General features: G+C 65.7%; 19 protein-coding genes. 7 read left to right on the top strand and 12 right to left on the bottom strand.

The window, feature by feature from the left end:
- Positions 1-7 precede the first annotated feature (7 nt).
- From dxs to ACVPT3_RS12495, 6 genes are read right to left on the bottom strand one after another with little or no spacing between them, the layout of a single operon-like run.
- Positions 8-1,921, bottom strand: coding sequence for a 1-deoxy-D-xylulose-5-phosphate synthase (gene dxs / locus ACVPT3_RS12470; RefSeq protein WP_492041198.1), 1,914 nt, complete (start codon positions 1,919-1,921; stop codon positions 8-10).
- A 57-nt stretch (positions 1,922-1,978) separates the two neighbouring features.
- Complete coding sequence (locus ACVPT3_RS12475; RefSeq protein ID WP_492043822.1) at positions 1,979-2,854, bottom strand: polyprenyl synthetase family protein; 876 nt, start codon at positions 2,852-2,854, stop codon at positions 1,979-1,981.
- 35 nt (positions 2,855-2,889) lie between these two features.
- On the bottom strand, positions 2,890-3,231 hold the full coding sequence (locus tag ACVPT3_RS12480) for a tRNA-binding protein (RefSeq protein ID WP_492041199.1): 342 nt from the start codon (positions 3,229-3,231) through the stop codon (positions 2,890-2,892).
- Complete coding sequence (locus ACVPT3_RS12485) at positions 3,228-3,473, bottom strand: exodeoxyribonuclease VII small subunit (protein WP_492041200.1); 246 nt, start codon at positions 3,471-3,473, stop codon at positions 3,228-3,230. Before ACVPT3_RS12485 ends, ACVPT3_RS12480 begins: the two co-directional genes overlap by 4 nt.
- A gap of 45 nt (positions 3,474-3,518) precedes the next feature.
- A complete protein-coding gene (locus ACVPT3_RS12490) occupies positions 3,519-4,181 on the bottom strand; it encodes a histidine phosphatase family protein (protein ID WP_492041201.1) in 663 nt (220 codons plus the stop codon).
- A 40-nt stretch (positions 4,182-4,221) separates the two neighbouring features.
- Complete coding sequence (locus tag ACVPT3_RS12495; protein ID WP_492041202.1) at positions 4,222-5,145, bottom strand: histone deacetylase family protein; 924 nt, start codon at positions 5,143-5,145, stop codon at positions 4,222-4,224.
- Between the two features lie 87 nt (positions 5,146-5,232).
- On the opposite strand from ACVPT3_RS12495, the gene ACVPT3_RS12500 reads away from it, so the two are divergent.
- Genes ACVPT3_RS12500 through ACVPT3_RS12525 form a run of 6 tightly spaced genes read left to right on the top strand, consistent with a single transcriptional unit; the run spans position 5,233 to position 9,151 of the window.
- Positions 5,233-6,237, top strand: coding sequence for a zinc-binding alcohol dehydrogenase family protein (locus tag ACVPT3_RS12500; protein ID WP_492041203.1), 1,005 nt, complete (start codon positions 5,233-5,235; stop codon positions 6,235-6,237).
- 15 nt (positions 6,238-6,252) lie between these two features.
- Positions 6,253-6,780 (top strand): GNAT family N-acetyltransferase, encoded by a 528-nt coding sequence (locus tag ACVPT3_RS12505; protein WP_492041204.1) that lies wholly within the window; start codon positions 6,253-6,255, stop codon positions 6,778-6,780.
- Positions 6,781-6,794: 14 nt separating this feature from the next.
- Entirely contained in the window at positions 6,795-7,085 is a 291-nt protein-coding gene (locus tag ACVPT3_RS12510) for a nucleotidyltransferase family protein (RefSeq protein ID WP_492041205.1), read from the top strand.
- Positions 7,086-7,107: 22 nt separating this feature from the next.
- The gene (locus ACVPT3_RS12515) at positions 7,108-7,422 is read left to right on the top strand and encodes a HepT-like ribonuclease domain-containing protein (RefSeq protein ID WP_492041206.1); all 315 of its coding nucleotides are present in this window, start codon (positions 7,108-7,110) and stop codon (positions 7,420-7,422) included.
- Positions 7,422-8,600 (top strand): vWA domain-containing protein, encoded by a 1,179-nt coding sequence (locus tag ACVPT3_RS12520; RefSeq protein ID WP_492041207.1) that lies wholly within the window; start codon positions 7,422-7,424, stop codon positions 8,598-8,600. The genes ACVPT3_RS12515 and ACVPT3_RS12520 overlap by 1 nt, the downstream gene beginning before the upstream one ends.
- A gap of 50 nt (positions 8,601-8,650) precedes the next feature.
- Positions 8,651-9,151, top strand: a complete 501-nt coding sequence (locus ACVPT3_RS12525) for a hypothetical protein (RefSeq protein ID WP_492041208.1) — start codon at positions 8,651-8,653, stop codon at positions 9,149-9,151.
- Positions 9,152-9,207: 56 nt separating this feature from the next.
- Here ACVPT3_RS12525 and ACVPT3_RS12530 read toward each other — a convergent pair whose 3' ends face one another.
- The 5 genes from ACVPT3_RS12530 to ACVPT3_RS12550 all read right to left on the bottom strand — a co-directional run bounded on the left by ACVPT3_RS12530 (position 9,208) and on the right by ACVPT3_RS12550 (position 12,845).
- On the bottom strand, positions 9,208-9,390 hold the full coding sequence (locus ACVPT3_RS12530; RefSeq protein WP_492041209.1) for a CsbD family protein: 183 nt from the start codon (positions 9,388-9,390) through the stop codon (positions 9,208-9,210).
- Between the two features lie 84 nt (positions 9,391-9,474).
- Entirely contained in the window at positions 9,475-9,918 is a 444-nt protein-coding gene (locus ACVPT3_RS12535; protein WP_492041210.1) for an NUDIX domain-containing protein, read from the bottom strand.
- 13 nt (positions 9,919-9,931) lie between these two features.
- Entirely contained in the window at positions 9,932-10,972 is a 1,041-nt protein-coding gene (locus ACVPT3_RS12540; RefSeq protein ID WP_492043823.1) for a sensor histidine kinase, read from the bottom strand.
- Positions 10,969-11,370: a response regulator gene (locus tag ACVPT3_RS12545; protein ID WP_395943101.1), complete on the bottom strand. Its 402-nt coding sequence runs from the start codon at positions 11,368-11,370 to the stop codon at positions 10,969-10,971. Before ACVPT3_RS12545 ends, ACVPT3_RS12540 begins: the two co-directional genes overlap by 4 nt.
- 20 nt (positions 11,371-11,390) lie before the next feature.
- Positions 11,391-12,845, bottom strand: coding sequence for a sensor histidine kinase (locus tag ACVPT3_RS12550; RefSeq protein WP_492041211.1), 1,455 nt, complete (start codon positions 12,843-12,845; stop codon positions 11,391-11,393).
- A 155-nt stretch (positions 12,846-13,000) separates the two neighbouring features.
- On the opposite strand from ACVPT3_RS12550, the gene ACVPT3_RS12555 reads away from it, so the two are divergent.
- On the top strand, positions 13,001-13,765 hold the full coding sequence (locus ACVPT3_RS12555) for a hypothetical protein (protein ID WP_492041212.1): 765 nt from the start codon (positions 13,001-13,003) through the stop codon (positions 13,763-13,765).
- Here ACVPT3_RS12555 and flhA read toward each other — a convergent pair.
- Entirely contained in the window at positions 13,762-15,855 is a 2,094-nt protein-coding gene (flhA, locus tag ACVPT3_RS12560) for a flagellar biosynthesis protein FlhA (RefSeq protein ID WP_492043824.1), read from the bottom strand. The two genes, ACVPT3_RS12555 and flhA, sit on opposite strands and share 4 nt — an antisense overlap.
- Position 15,856: the final 1 nt, after the last annotated feature.

A 15,856-nucleotide genomic window follows, 5' to 3' on the forward strand; every position in this document is an offset into this window, starting at 1 on the left:
TCTGGTCTCAGGCCCGGACGGCTCGGGTCGCTTCGACCCCCAGCGCGGTCAGGGACGCCGCCGCGATATGTTCGGCGTTCAGGCCCGCCAGAGCGTACATAGCGGCGGGGGCGTCCTGGTCCTGGAAGACGTCGGGCAGGTTCAGGGTGCGGACCTTGAGGCCGCGATCCAGCGCGCCCTTTTCGGCGAGCAGTTGCAGCACAAAGGCGCCGAAGCCGCCCATGGCCCCCTCCTCCACCGTGATCAGAGCCTCGTGCTCGCGCGCCAGGCGCAGGATCAGATCGGCGTCCAGCGGCTTGGCGAAACGGGCGTCGGCGACGGTGGCGGACACGCCCCGCGCGGCCAGCAGATCGGCGGCCTTCAGCGATTCCTGAAGCCGGGTGCCCAGGGACAGGATGGCGACGGACGTGCCCTCGCGCACGATCCGGCCGCGACCGATCTCGAACGGGGCGGCCAATTCCGGGATCTCGACGCCCACGCCGTCGCCGCGCGGATAGCGGAAGGCGCTGGGACGGTCGTCGATGGCCAGGCTGGTCGAGATCATGCCCGCCAGTTCCGCCTCGTCGGCGGCGGCCATCAGCACCATGCCGGGCAAGGCGCCCATGAAGCCGATGTCGAACGACCCGGCGTGGGTTGCGCCGTCTGCTCCCACCAGACCGGCCCGGTCCATGGCGAACCGCACCGGCAGCGACTGGATCGCCACGTCATGGACCACCTGGTCATAGCCACGCTGAAGGAAGGTCGAATAGATCGCGCAAACCGGCTTCATCCCGTCGGCGGCCAGACCGGCGGCGAAGGTGACGGCGTGCTGTTCGGCGATGCCGACATCATAGGTGCGGTCGGGGAAGGCCTGGCCGAACAGGTCCAGCCCCGTGCCCGAGGGCATGGCGGCGGTGATGGCCACGATCGAGGGATCCAGAGCGGCGTGCTTGATCAGCTCGGTCCCGAACACCTTGGTGTAGCTGGGGGCGTTGGAGACCGACTTTGCCTGCTTGCCGGAGATCACGTCGAACTTGACCACGGCGTGCAGTTTGTCGGCGCTGCTTTCGGCGGGAGCGTAGCCCTTGCCCTTCTGCGTGACGACATGGACCAGAACGGGCCGATCCTCGATGGCCGCCGCCTTCTTCAGGATCGGGACCAGATTTTCCATGTCATGCCCGTCGATGGGGCCGACGTAGTAGAAGCCAAGCTCCTCGAACAGGGTGCCGCCGGTGACCATGCCGCGGGCGTATTCCTCGGCCTTCTTGGCCGCGTTGCGGAACGGGCGCGGCAGGTGCTGGGCGACCGAGCGGCCCAGGCGGCGGACGTTCTGATAGGCGCCGCCAGACACCAGACCGGCCAGATAGGCGCTCATGCCCCCAACCGGCGGAGCGATGGACATGTCGTTGTCGTTCAGGATGACCATCAACTGGCCATTGGTCGCCTCGGCTGCGTTGTTCATCGCCTCATAGGCCATGCCGGCGGACATGGAGCCGTCGCCGATGACCGCCACGACCTTGTTCTTCTCGCCCTTCTGGTCCCGTGCGGCGGCGAAGCCCAGGGCGGCGCTGATCGAGGTCGAGGCATGGGCGGCGCCGAAGGGGTCGTATTCGCTCTCGCTGCGCCGGGTGAAGCCCGACAGGCCGCCGGGCTGACGCAGTGTGCGGATCCGGTCGCGACGACCGGTCAGGATCTTGTGCGGATAGCACTGGTGGCCGACGTCCCAGATCAGAATGTCCCTAGGCGTCTCGAACACATGGTGCAGGGCCGTGGTCAGCTCGACCACGCCCAGGCCGGCGCCCAGGTGGCCGCCGGTCACGGAGACCGCGTCGATGGTTTCCGCCCGCACTTCTTGCGCCAGCTGTTTCAGCTGGGCGATGTCGAAGCCCCGCGTGTCGGCGGGAAACTTGACGGTGTCGAGAAGCGGGGTGTCGGGCATCAACCGGGGAAACCTTGAAAGTCTGATCGATCAACCCCTGAGGGGGATCAATGTTTCGTATCAGGACCGGCGCTTTAGCACAAAGTCCACGCTGGCCTTGAGGATTTCCGCCTCATGTCCGAACGGCTCCAGATGAGCCCTGGCCTGGTCGGACAGGTGCGCGACCCTCTGTCGCGCCGCCTCCAGACCCAGCAGGGTGACGAAATTCGTCTTGCCCAGGGCCGCGTCCTTGCCGCCGGCCGCCTTGCCCATTTCCTCGGCCGAACCTTCGGCGTCCAAAAGATCGTCGACGATCTGATAGGCCAGGCCGACATCATGGGCGAAACTGATCAGGGCGTGCTGATGCTGGATCGAGGCGTCAGCGATGATCAGAGGAATCTCGAAGGCATAGGCGAACAGGGCGCCGGTCTTGAGCCGTTGCATCCGGGCGACCCCGCCCAGATCGTCGCGTACGCCCAGCAGATCGATCATCTGGCCGCCGGCCATGCCCCGCGCACCCGAGGCCATCGACAGTCGCGCCGCCAGCTCGCAACGAACCGCCGCGTCGTCGTGGGTGTCCTCGTGCAGGATGATGTCGAAAGCCGCCGTCTGGAGCGCGTCGCCGGCCAGGACCGCCGTGGCCTCGTCATAGGCGCGGTGGACGGTCGGGCGGCCGCGCCGCATGTCGTCGTCGTCCATACAGGGCAGGTCGTCGTGGACCAGGCTGTAGGCGTGGACGCATTCCAGGGCGCAGGCGGCGCGCAGCACGGACCGTTCGTCGATGTCGAACAGTCGGGAGGCCTCAAGGGCGAAGAAGGGCCGCAGCCGCTTGCCAGGCCCCAGGGCTGCATAACGCATGGCCTCGGTCAGGCGTGATTCCAGCCCGTCCGCCCGCGGCAGAAGTTCGTCCAGCGCGACCGTGACGAGGTCCGCGACCTCCGCCACCCGGTCGATCACGGCCTGTTCAGGGGAATTGGCGGCCAGGATTGGGGTCAAAACAGGCGCCCGCCCAAGGGCAGATCGCGATCGACGCCCACCAGAACCACTTCACCATCCGCATCGGGAAAGCCCAGGGTCAGGACTTCCGACATCACCGGGCCGATCTGACGCGGCGGGAAGTTGACCACTGCGGCGACCATGCGGCCTTCCAGCTGTTCGATCGTGTAGTGGCGTGTGATCTGGGCCGACGACTTCCTGACGCCGATCTCGGGGCCGAAATCGATCTGCAGCTTGAAGGCCGGCTTGCGCGCCTCGGGAAAGGCCTCGGCCGTGACGATTCGGCCGACCCGGATGTCGACCTTCATGAAGTCGTCGAAGCTGATCCTGTCCGTCATTCGAACGACGCCGCCTCAACGCCCTTCGCCTGACCGTCCGGCCCAACGACGATCTTCTCGACGCGCAGCTGGGCGGCCTTCAGACGCGCCTCGCAATGGGCCTTCAGCTTCGCGCCCTCCTCGTACAGGGCAATGGATTCTTCCAGCGGGGCCTGCCCCGATTCCAGGCGCGAGACGATGGTCTCCAGGCGCTGCAGGGCCGCTTCGAAGCTGAGATCGTCAGGTATGATGGCGTCGGTCATGGGCGCGGACCCTAGAGGGGGCGGCCCGAGGCTTCAACAGCGAGCCTATCGCTTTTCGTACCGCCGTTGCGACCAATAGCGGAACCCCTGATTTTCGACCAGCTTCCAGCCGTCGGCGTTCAGGCGGCGGCCGACCATGTGATTAAAATAGCCGTGGGCGAAGACCAGCACGTCCCGACCGCCCGCCGCCTTGGCGATCAGCACCTGGGCGGCCGCCTCGGCGCGCACCTCGGCCTGTTCGCGCGTTTCCTGGCCGCCATGGTGATTGAAGGCGTGCCACCAGAATCGCGACACGACGCCCCACCATTTGGGCGACAGCTTGAACCAGTCCGGAAAGGGCGGCGGCGGCAGAGGCGCCTCGATGAACAGGGCGTCCGTCATCGTCTCCTTGCCGGCGGCGACGGCGGCGGCGGTTTCCTGGGCGCGCTGGCGGGTCGAGACATAGATGGCGCCGGCGCCCTCCGCCGCAGCGACAAGGGCGGCGGGCGGCGTCTGCCCGGCCAGCAGGCCGCCGACCTCGTACTTCGCCCACCAGTCGCCGTACTGCCGCGCGGTGATCAGACATTTGCGCGACAAGGCCGGTTCGCCATGGCGGATCAGGATGATCGCCCCAGGGCGCAGCGCCGCCGGCAGGCCGGACGTCGTCGGCGCCACCACGCGTGCGGCGCGATCTTCGGACGAATCGAGGGAAAGGGCAGGAGACGACATGGCGAACGGACGGGCCTTAGATTTCAAGGCTTTGACGTCCTCAGTCCTCCCCAAGGGCCTGAACATGGGCGACCGCGGACCGGCCTAGTCCTTCAAGGTCGTAACCGCCCTCGAGCGAGGATACAACCTTCCCCCCGCATGTCCTTCGCGCGACTTCCAGAACCGCCCGCGTAGCCCAGGCGAAATCCTCGGCCTCCAGCGACTGGTGCGCCAGCGGATCGCGGCGGTGCGCATCGAATCCGGCGGAGATCAGGATCAGGTCCGGGCGGAACGACTCCAGGGCCGGCATCAGCCCGCCGACGAAGGTCGCGCGCCAGGCTTCGCGCGCCGCATGGGGCGCGACCGGGGCGTTGACGATATTGCCGACGCCGACCTCATCCGCCGCTCCCGTGCCTGGGTAGAGAGGCATCTGGTGGATCGAGGCCAGGAACAGGCTGTCGTCGTGCTGGAACGCGGCCTGGGTGCCGTTGCCGTGGTGGACGTCGAAATCGACCACCGCCACCCGGGCCATGCCTTCGGCCTGGGCCACGCGCGCCGCCACCGCCACGGACGAGAACAGGCAGAAACCCATCGCCCGGTCCGGCTCCGCATGGTGGCCGGGCGGGCGAACGGCGGCGAAGGCGCGGTTCATCTCTCCCCGCGATACAGCCCGGACCGCATCGATCGTCGCACCCGCCGCCAACCGCCCCGCCGGGACGCTGCCAGGAGACAGCACGGTGTCCGCGTCAAGCCGGTTCAACCCCTCGCCCGGCGACGCCTCGAGCAGGCGTGCGACATAGGCGGCCGGATGCACCCGCTCCAGATCTGCGACCTCGGCCTGGGTCGCCGCGCGTCGGTCGCCGGCGAGCCCTGCGTCAGCCAAGGCCTCCAGCACCGCCCTGAGCCGCTCGGGACTTTCAGGATGGCCTGCACCCGGCGCGTGGGACAGCATCGACGGATGGGTGAAGATCGGCAGGTCGGTCATGGCGGATGGATCATTTCTCAGATGCGCCTTGCGGCCAGCCTATCGCAAGCCGATTTGCAAGGCGACGAAACAGCCAAGGAGACCATCATGAAGGCCATCGGCACGACCGGCCCCCGCCCCTCGACCGACCCCGCCGCCCTGGTCGCCTTCGACGCGCCCGAGCCCAGCCTGCGCGCCCGCGATTTGCTGATCGAGGTCAAGGCGGTCGGCCTGAACCCGGTCGACGCCAAGGTTCGCGCCAGCCGGACGCCGGAAGACGGCCAGGCCAGCATCCTCGGCTATGACGCCGCTGGAATCGTGGTCGGCGTCGGGCCCGAGGTCAGCCTGTTCCAGATCGGCGACGACGTCTTCTACGCCGGCCAGATCGACCGCCCTGGCTCCAACGCCGAACGCCAGGCCGTCGACGAGCGGATCGTCGGGCCCAAGCCGAGGTCCCTGAGCTTCCCCGAAGCCGCCGCCCTGCCCCTGACCTTCATCACGGCCTGGGAACTGCTTTTCGATCGAATGAAGGCGGGCCGCGATGAGGACGAGACCCTGCTGGTGGTGGGAGGGGCCGGCGGTGTCGGCTCGGCCCTGATCCAGATCGCGCGCGCCGTGACGAAACTGAGGATCGTCGCCACCGCCTCGCGTCCTGAAACCCGCCAGTGGTGCCTCGACCTCGGCGCCCATGCCGTCATCGACCACGCCGGCGGCATCGACGAGGCCCTGACGGCGGCGGGCGAGCGCGCGCCCCGGTATGTCGCCGCCCTGACCCAGACCCAGGCCCATTTCGAAGCCCTGGCGCGCGCGGTCGCCGTGCAGGGGGTGATCGGCTGCATCGACGATTTCAAGGGCCTGCCGATCGAGCTTCTGAAGCAGAAATCGGTCGGGTTCGTGTGGGAATTCATGTTCACCCGTTCGCTCCAGCAGACGCCCGACATGATCGCCCAGCACGACCTCCTGTGCGAAGTCTCCCGTCTGGTGGACGCGGGCGCCCTGCGCACGACCCTGACCGAGAACCTGGGGCCCCTGTCGGTGGAGGCTCTGCTGGAGGGCCACAGGCGGCTGGAAAGCGGCTCGACCATCGGCAAGGTCGCGCTCGACGGCTTCTGAGGCTAAGGGCGGATCATGACCGAGACCCTGATCCGCCCCGCCCGCCCCGAAGACGCCGAAGCCTTGGGCGCTTTGGGCCGACAGACCTTCATCGACACCTTCGTCACCGGCTTCGGCATTCCCTATCCCGAAGACGACCTGAACGCCTTCCTGGACGCCAGCTTCGATCCTGAGCCGACGCTGAAGAAGTTGGCCGAACCCCGCTGCGCCTGGTGGGTGGCCGAGCGGAACGGCGACCTGCTGGCCTTTGCCAACGTCGGTCCCAACGGCCTGCCCCACCCCGAAGCCCGACCCGAGCATATGGAGCTGCGCCGCCTTTATGTGTCGAAGGCCGCGCAGGGTCTGGGCCTGGGCACGAAGCTGCTGAACCTGTCGCTAGACTGGATGGAGGCCCACACTCAGGGCCCGCTGTGGATCGGCGTCTGGAGCGGCAACGAAAAGGCCCAGCGGCTTTACGCCGCCTATGGGTTCGAGAAGGCGGGGGAGTACGAGTACCCAGTCGGCGCCTGGCGCGACCACGAGTTCATCTTGCGACGCGGATAGACTATGGTACGGCCATGACCCGCGCCGAACTGCTGGAAAAGCTGCGTGAGCTTAAGCCCTGGCTCGAGGAGCAGGGCATCGTCAACGTGCGCCTGTTCGGCAGCTACGCCCGCGACGAAGCGGGACCGGACAGCGACGTGGATTTGCTGGTGGATGAAACCCGGACCCTGTCCTACTTCGATCTTTTCGACATCAAGGAATCGCTGACCCACGAACTGCATCGCCCCGTCGAAATCTGTCCGGACACATCACTCACCAATCCGTACATCCGGCGCACGGCATTGAGGGACGCCATTGCAGTCTAGAGACGCCGCGCATCTGTATCGCATGCGGCAAGCGATCAATAAGATCGAACGCCAGATGGATGACGTCGAGTTCGAACGCTCCCTGACGGACATATATATAGCGGATGCTATCGCCATGCAGTTGATTGTCCTGGGAGAGGCCGCGAACAAGCTCTCCGAGGCGTCGAAAGCCAAGTTCACCGAAATCGCATGGCGGCGGATCATCAGCCTTCGCAATCTCATTGCGCAGGAATATGACCGGCTCGAGCCCGCCCGGTTGTGGGACATCGTGACAGGCCATGTCGTTCGACTGTCGGCGGACTTGCCGGACGCCTCGCCCAACGAAGCGGACGATTAATGCTCCTGCCCTTCTTCACCGCCCTGCGCGACGCCAAGGTTCCGGTGTCGATGAAGGAATGGCTCCATCTGATGGAGGCCATGGATCGCGACCTGGCGGGGCGTGAGATCGAGGCTTTCTATCACCTGTCGCGCGCGGTTCTGGTCAAGGACGAGAAACACTATGACCGGTTCGATCAGGCGTTCGGGACGGTGTTCAAGGGCGTCGAATCGGTCGGCGCGGGCGAAGACCTGACGACCGATATTCCGGAGGACTGGCTGCGGCTGCTGAACCAGAAATACCTGAGCGACGAGGAGAAGGCGCAGATCGAGGCGCTGGGCGGGTTCGACAAGCTGATGGAGACGCTGAAACAGCGGCTGGAGGAGCAGAAGGAACGCCATTCCGGCGGGTCGAAATGGATCGGCACGGGCGGGACCAGCCCCTTCGGCCACGGCGGCTATAATCCCGAGGGCGTGCGCATCGGGGGGCCGGGTCAGCACGGTCGGGCGGTCAAGGTCTGGGAGAAACGCGAGTTCAGGAACCTGGACGACACGGTCGAACTGGGCACGCGCAACATCAAGGTGGCCTTGCGTCGCCTGCGCCGGTTCGCGCGTGAAGGGGCGGCGGAAGAACTGGACATCGACGGCACCATCGACGGCACGGCCCGCCAGGGCTGGCTGGACATCCAGATGCGGCCCGAGCGGCGCAACACGATCAAGGTCCTGCTGTTCCTCGACATCGGCGGTTCGATGGACGGGCACATAAAGATGGTCGAAGAACTGTTTTCGGCCGCCAAGACCGAGTTCAAGAACCTGGAGTTCTTCTACTTCCACAACTGCCTCTACGAAGACGTCTGGAAGGACAATCGGCGGCGCCATACGGAGCGCATCCCGACCTGGGATCTGTTGCACAAATATCCTGGCGACTGGCGAGCCATCTTTGTCGGCGACGCGACCATGTCGCCCTATGAGATCACCATGCCCGGCGGTTCGGTCGAACACTGGAACGAGGAGGCCGGCGCCGTCTGGATGAAACGCGCCCGGCAGCAGTGGGACAAGTCGATCTGGCTGAACCCGGTTCAGGAACGCTACTGGAGCTACACCGCCTCGGTCGGCCTGTTGCGCGAGGTTATGGACGACCGGATGTTCCCCCTGACGCTCGCAGGGCTCGACAAGGCGATACGCGCACTGACAAGGTAGGGACGCGTCCCCGGCGACTTGGCGTCAGGTCGCACCCAGGGGCCTGACCGATGATCGCCGCCGCCTTAGCCTCCCTCCTTTTGCAGCAGACCGCCTCCTCCGTCGTCTGGGAGACGCCCGAGCCCGCGCCAACCGCCGCAGCCGTCGCGCCGGCGGTTGAACATACCGTGCCGGCGTGGGGCCTGGCCGATCCCTTCGGCTATGAAAGGGCCCGATGCAGCCCCCTGGTGCGAGGCGCCAAGCCGCTGGAGACCTGCCAGTCCGATGTGCGCGAACAACTGGCCCTGGCTCTTGGCGCGGATCTCCCCGAGGCGCTTCGGCCGGCGGGCATGGCCGGCGACTGCGAGATGATCCGGGGCGGCGGGGACGGGTCGCCCTATGCGCTTCAATGCGGCCCCCGATCAAGCAACGGCGTCGCATCGCCGCTGCCGCAAGAGATGGACTGCCGCCCACGCCCGGTCGAAGGCGGCTTCAGCTCGGAATGTCGCCCCGTCGACGCCACGGCCAAGAAAGGCTTGTCGCTGAAGCTGTGGGGCGGGGACAAGGACTGATCAGCAAAACGCCGCCCGCTTCAGCGGGCGGCGCTTCGAATTCGGCTTGTGAAAGCCTAATTGCGGTCGTCGCGGACACTGTCCTTGACGCCGCCGACGGCGTTCTGGACCTTGCCCTCGACTTGTTCCGCCTTGCCTTCGGCTTCCATCTTGGAATCGCCGGTCACCTTGCCTGCGGTCTCCTTGATCTTGCCGCCGACGTTCTTGGCCGAGCCTTCGATACGATCTTGATCGGGCATGATATTTCTCCTTTTCTCGATACGCCGTGATGACGTCGCGAGTCATTGAAGAAACGGGAGAGCGCGCCGGCTGTTCCGTAACGCTCAGCTTGCGCGGCGCAGCCAGACCGCCAAGGCCCAGGCGTGGGCGTCGTGGCGCAGACGCGACAGGGCGAAGGTCGGATCCAGCCAGACCAGGGTGTGATCATCCTCGCATTTGGCGTCCGGGTTGTCCGCCGTGACAGAGGCCGTCCAGAAGCCGCCGACGTTGTACACGGGCTCGCCGGTGCTCTTCAGATGATATTGGCCGGCCTCGGCGATGCGGTTCAGAGGCGCGACCGTCAGGCCGGTTTCCTCGACGAACTCTCGGACCAGGGCCTGAACCTCGGTCTCCTCGCCGTCCAGCGCTCCGCCGGGGAGATCGAAATAGGGACCATTGGACCGTTCCACCCGGACACAGGCGATTAGGCGGTCGCGCTCGACCACCCCGAAGGCCGTCGCGCGGTGGCGATAGTCGAGAACAGGATTGCGGACACCGAACTGAAGCATGACGAACCCGACCCTAGAGGTCGAAGGCCAGCTTGGCGCGCACGCCCTTGTGAGCGGCGTCGAATTCTACGGCCGACCGCAGGCCTGACGCCATGGCCGAAATGATCTTGCCGCCAAGGCCGGTGCCCTTGGGCGTTCCGTCGCCCAGGCCGGGCCCATCATCCTCGACCGTCAATATGGCGCGGTGCTCGCCCTCGGACTTCAGCGTGATGCGTATCTCGCCGCCCTGCCCAGGCAGATAGGCGTATTTCACCGCATTGGTGACCAGTTCGGCGACAACCACGCCCAGCGATACGGCCTGGTCGGTCGTCACCCACAAAGGCGCCGCGTTGACGATCAGGCGAGGCGATCCCTCGCCCGGACCGACGGACTTGGACAGTTCGTCCATCAGGCCTTCCAGGTATTCGTCCATAGCCACCCGGCTCATGTCGCCCGAGGTGTACAGACGGCGGTGCACGTGGGCGACGGCCTCGATCCGCGCCTGGGATTCCCGCAAGGCCTCGCGCGCGCCCTCGTCCGTGATGTGGCGCATTTGCAGCGATATGAAGCTGGAAACCAGCTGCAACGAGTTGCCGACTCGGTGGTTGACCTCGCGAAGCATGGCCTCGGCCCGGTCGCGCGCCAGTCGGATTTCTTCTTGTGCAACATCGTTCTCGTGCTGCAGCCGGCGACGCAGCAGGGCGTCTTCGAGCGCTGACCGCAACAGGGAGGTGAAGTCCTCGGAGACGTCCTTGATCACGTAATCAGCCGCGCCGGCCCGCAGCGCGGCCACGGCGATCCGTCCGTCCTGGGCGCCGGTCACATAGACGACCGGCGGCGGCGTGGGCAGGGCCAGGATGTCGGGCAGGACGTCAAGCCCGTCACGGCTGGGCATATAATGATCCAGGGCGCAGACGTCGTATTGATTGGTCGCCAGCAGTTCGAGACCGGCGTCCCCTTCGGGGGCGCAGGTGACGGCGTAACCATGCCGGCCCAACTCCTTCTCGACCAGCCGCGACAGGCCGCGGTCGTCGTCGATATAGAGCAGACGAATGACGGCAGGGGCTGCGATCAGTCGATCTCCGGGGCCTGCATCACCGACAGGAACAGGCCCAGTTGGCGGATGGCGCCGGCAAAGGACTCATAGTCCACCGGCTTGGTGATATAGACGTTGCAGCCTAGGTCGTAACAACGTTGGATTTCGACCTTGTCGTCCGTTGTCGTCAGGACCACGACGGGCGCCCGCTTGAGGCGATCGTCCCCTTTCACCCGCTCCAGAATGTCGGTTCCGGACATATCTGGCAGGTTCAGATCCAGCAGGATGAGCAAGGGCCCGTTCGCCAGGATTTCCGGGCTGAACAGGTAGTCGAGAGCCGCCCCGCCTTCGTCGAAATGCTTGATCTCATTGTTAATATTCGCGCGGCGAATATTCTTCTCGATCAGTTTGGCGTGGCCGTGATCGTCCTCGACCATGATGATTTTGACGGCTTGCGTCACGATAGGCCTCCGGGTTCCGACACGATCAGTCGTTTGGGGAATTTCAGAAGGAAAGTCGAGCCCTTGCCAAGCTCGGACTCGATGTCGATAGAGCCGCCGATCCGTCTGACGCTGTTGCGGACGAAGGCTAGGCCCAATCCTTCTCCCGTACGGTCCTGCCTGCCCGAACGACGAAACAGTTCGAATATCCGCTCATGGTCGCGGGGAGCGATGCCGCGGCCGTTGTCGGCGACGCGATAGACGACCCAGCCGCCCGCCGCCTCTTCGCCGGATACGACGATCTCGCCGGGACGGTCCACATCGAGATATTTGACGGCGTTGTCGATCAGATTGCCGAAAATCTGCTCCATCGACAGCCGGTCGCTTTCCAAAGGGGGCATCTCTTGGACGATGATCCGCGCGCCGGACGCCTCGGTCTGATGGTGGACGCTGTCGGCGATGTTCTGGACCATGACGGCCATGTTCAGGGTCTCGGGCGCCAGGTTGCGCCGCCCCTCTCGCGAAAGTTTCAGGATGGCGTTGATCAGCCGGTCCATCTTCTCGGTCGAGGCGCGAATGAAGCCCAGGGCCTCAGGCAGGTCTTCGCGCACGGCCGTCACGACGTCCGGCGCCACCTCCCGATGGGTTTCGGCCTCGGTGATCGCACGGTCGATCACCTTGCCCGCCTGCTCCAGCTCAGACGTATAGCCCATCACATTCACCAGGGGCGCGCGGAGGTCGTGGCTGACGATGTAGGCGAAGCGCTGGATTTCCTCGTTCGCGCGCGTGAGGGCCGCGGTGCGATCTCTCACCGTGTCCTCCAGACCCGCGTTCAACACGTCCAACTCCTCGCGGGCTCTCTGAATCTCCTGAACATAACGCCGCACCATCCAGATCGACAGAAGGGCCAGGATCAACACAAGTCCGCCCGTGAGGGCGTTCATCAACACTGTCACGAAGGCGGCCCGCTCCGAGGCGCGGGTCCGTTCGGCGATACGGGTGGACTTGAGGGCCTCGAAGTCGCTGATGGCGCTCCGGAGCTCATCCATATAGCGTTTGCCCTCGCCGGACCGGACCGCCTGGATCGCCTGCCCGATACGCCCCTCACGGGCAAGCGTCAGCGTACCCTCCATCTCCCGCAGCTTCGCATCGGCCAGCCGGCGCACACGCGCCACCGGCTGGCGCAGGCTGGCGTCCGTCATGGTCGAACGCTCCAGCAAGGCGAGCGCCGTCTCCCGATCGCTGCGCGCTGCTTCGAACGGCTCCAGAAAATCGCTGCGTCCCGTCAGGAGAAAGCCGCGCTGGGCCGTCTCGGCGTCCAGCATGGAAATCAGGACGCTGCGCGAGGCCCGTCGCATTTCCTGAGCCTTTTCGATCATTTCGTTCGCCGCCGCCGTGCGCTGGATCATGACGAAGGTCGAGATATTGACCGTCAGCAGCAGGACAAAGGCCAGGGTTAGAAGGCCTGCCATCGAGCGGGCGAGCGACGGTGTTCGCACGAAGTCCCTGAAACGAGACCAATTCTGACTGGAACGAGACATCATGAGGTCGAGCATTAGCGGCCCCCAGAGCTGCGTCAAACGCCTGTTCGACGAAACCTGCGATCATTTGGGGACTTCTGGTTAATATGGCTCAAGCTCGACCGGAGGGGGCGGGCGCCAAGGGAGTGGGGCTGATGATCTGGTGGTGGTGGATTTTGCCGGCGGCTGCGGCGTTGCTTGGCCTCGTGTTTCTGGTCAGAGGGCTAAGGGCCCTGTTCGGTGGCAGGCCGTTTCGCGGCGTCGCAGGGACGGTCTTCGGGGGCGGTGTGCTCTGGGCGGCGTCGCTGGCGACGCTGTTCGGCCTGAATCTTCAGACCTACGACCGGCTGACCTATGAAAGGCCGGTCGCGACCCTGACCCTGCGCCAGCTGGCCCCGCAGTATTACGAGATCGATCTGGTTCAGCCGACGGGCGAGAACCAAACCGCCCCGGCCAGCGCCCGGTATCCGGTCCACGGCGACGAATGGCGGATCGAGGCGCAGGTGCTGAAGTGGAAACCCTGGGCCAATGTCCTGGGACTGGACGCCGAATATCGACTGGACCGCCTATCGGGCCGCTACCGCACCGTCGAGCAGGAATTGCACGGCGAACGCAGCGCCTACGACCTGGCGGCGGTCAAGGCGGACGCCCGCAACGGCGCCGTGCCGTTCAAGGTCGAGGCTTGGGACGCGCTGCGTCGATATCGCCGCTACATCGACGCCGCCGACACCCTATACGGATCCGCCGCCTATATGCCGATGGCGGACGGGGCGAAATACGAGGTCTGGATCACCCAGTCAGGCCTGGTCGCCCGCCCCGTCAACGACGTGGCCCGCAACGCCTCGGCCGGCGGGTGGACCATGGCGAACTAGACCTGTCCGAGCGTCCGCAGCTTGGCGCGGGGATGGATTTCGTTCTGGCTCATCACCACCGTCTGGCCGCGGAACCGTTCGATGATCGAGCGGACGTAAGGACGGGTCTGGGGGCCGGTCAACAGGACAGGATTCTCGCCCGACATCGCGATCCGCTCAAAGGTGTCGCGCACGCTGCGTATGAAGTCCTGCAGCCGTGACGGCGCCATGGCCAGCTGCTTGTCCTCGCCGCCGCCGATCAGGCTTTCGGCGAAGGCGCTTTCCCATTCCGGCGACAGGGTGACGATCGGCAGGGCGCCGTCGCCGCCCTGATGCTGCCAGCACAACTGGCGGGCCAGGCGACCCCGGACATGTTCCACCAGGGTGGTGACGCTGGAACTGTGCGGCGCGGCCTCGGCCAGGCCTTCCAGAATGGCGGGCAGATCCCGGATCGACACTTTTTCGCGCAGCAGCGCCTGAAGCACCCGCTGCAGGGTGGTGACGGTGACGACGCTGGGGATCAGTTCCTCGACCAGCTTCTTCTCCTCGACGCCCAGTTCCTTCAGCAGCTTCTGGACCTCGCCGTAGGACAGCAGATCCGCCATGTTCTCCTTCAGGATCTCGGTCAGGTGGGTAGTCAGCACCGTCGAGGGGTCGACCAGCGTATAGCCGTGGAAGGTGGCTTCCTCGCGCAGGTTCTCGTTGATCCAGGTCGCCGGCAGACCGAAGGCAGGCTCGCGCATATGCTCACCCGGCAATTCCACCTGACGTCCGGCGGGATCCATCGCCATCAAATGACCCAGACGGACCTCGCCTGCGCCCGCCTCCATCTCCTTGATGCGGATGGCGTAGCCCTGGGTCGGAAGCCGCATGTTGTCCAGGATACGGACCTGGGGAATGACGAAGCCGTATTCCTGGGCCAGCGACCGGCGCAGCGCCTTGATCTGATCGGTCAGCCGCCGCCCCTCCAGATCATTGATCAGGCTGAGCAGCGAATAGCCCAGCTCGATCTTGACCTCATCGATGGTCAGGATGTTGGAGATCGGCTCCTCGACCTCCTCCTTCGGCTTGGCGTTGGCGGCGATCTCCGCCTCGGTCGGCTCGGGCTTCAGCCGGCTTCGGCCCAGTCTCCAGGCCATGAAGCCCGCTCCGATGGCCAGGGCTGCGAACGGCAGCAGCGGCATTCCAGGAATCAGGCCGATCAGGCCGGCCGCACCCGACACCACGCCCAGCGACACGGGGTTGGTGGCCAGCTGGGTGACCATGGCCTTGTCCGCCGTGCCCTCGACGCCGGCCTTGGACACCAGGAAGCCGGCGGCGATCGAGATGATGATGGCCGGCACTTGAGTGACCAGGCCGTCGCCGATCGTCAGCTGCACATAGGTGTTGGCGGCCTCCATCGCCGGCATGCCGTGCTGCAAAGCCCCGATCAGGATGCCGCCGATGGCGTTGATGAAGGTGATGATCAGGCCGGCGACGGCGTCGCCGCGCACGAACTTGGAGGCGCCGTCCATGGCGCCGAAGAAGGTCGATTCCTGCTCCAGCTCCTTGCGGCGCAGCTTGGCCTGGTCCTCGGTGATCAGGCCGGACGACAGGTCGGCGTCGATGGCCATCTGCTTGCCCGGCATGGAGTCCAGGGTGAAGCGGGCCGACACTTCGGCGATCCGGGTCGAACCCTTGGTGATGACGACGAAGTTCACCACCAGGATGATGGCGAAGATGATCACCCCGATGATGAAATTGCCCCCCATCATCAGCTGGCCGAAGGCGTTGATGACCTGACCGGCGCTGTCGTGGCCTTCCTGGCCGTGGGTCAGGATCAGGCGGGTCGAGGCCAGGTTCAGGCCCAGGCGGAACAGGGTCGAGACCAGCAGGACGGTCGGGAAGATGGCGAAGTCCAGCGGCCGCTTCATCATCACGGCCGTCATCAGGATCAGCACGGACGAGACCAGCGAGATCGCCAGCAGCAGGTCCAGAAGCATCTTCGGGACGGGCAGGATCAGCAGCATGATCACGCCGATCACGCTGACCGCCATCAGCACTTCGCCGCGGTTGACCCAGCTCAGGACGTCGCGCCCGGTGGGGCGCGCCATGCCGTCCTTCATCATCATG

It is taken from the genome of Brevundimonas sp. FV1ps31S (assembly GCF_058681265.1).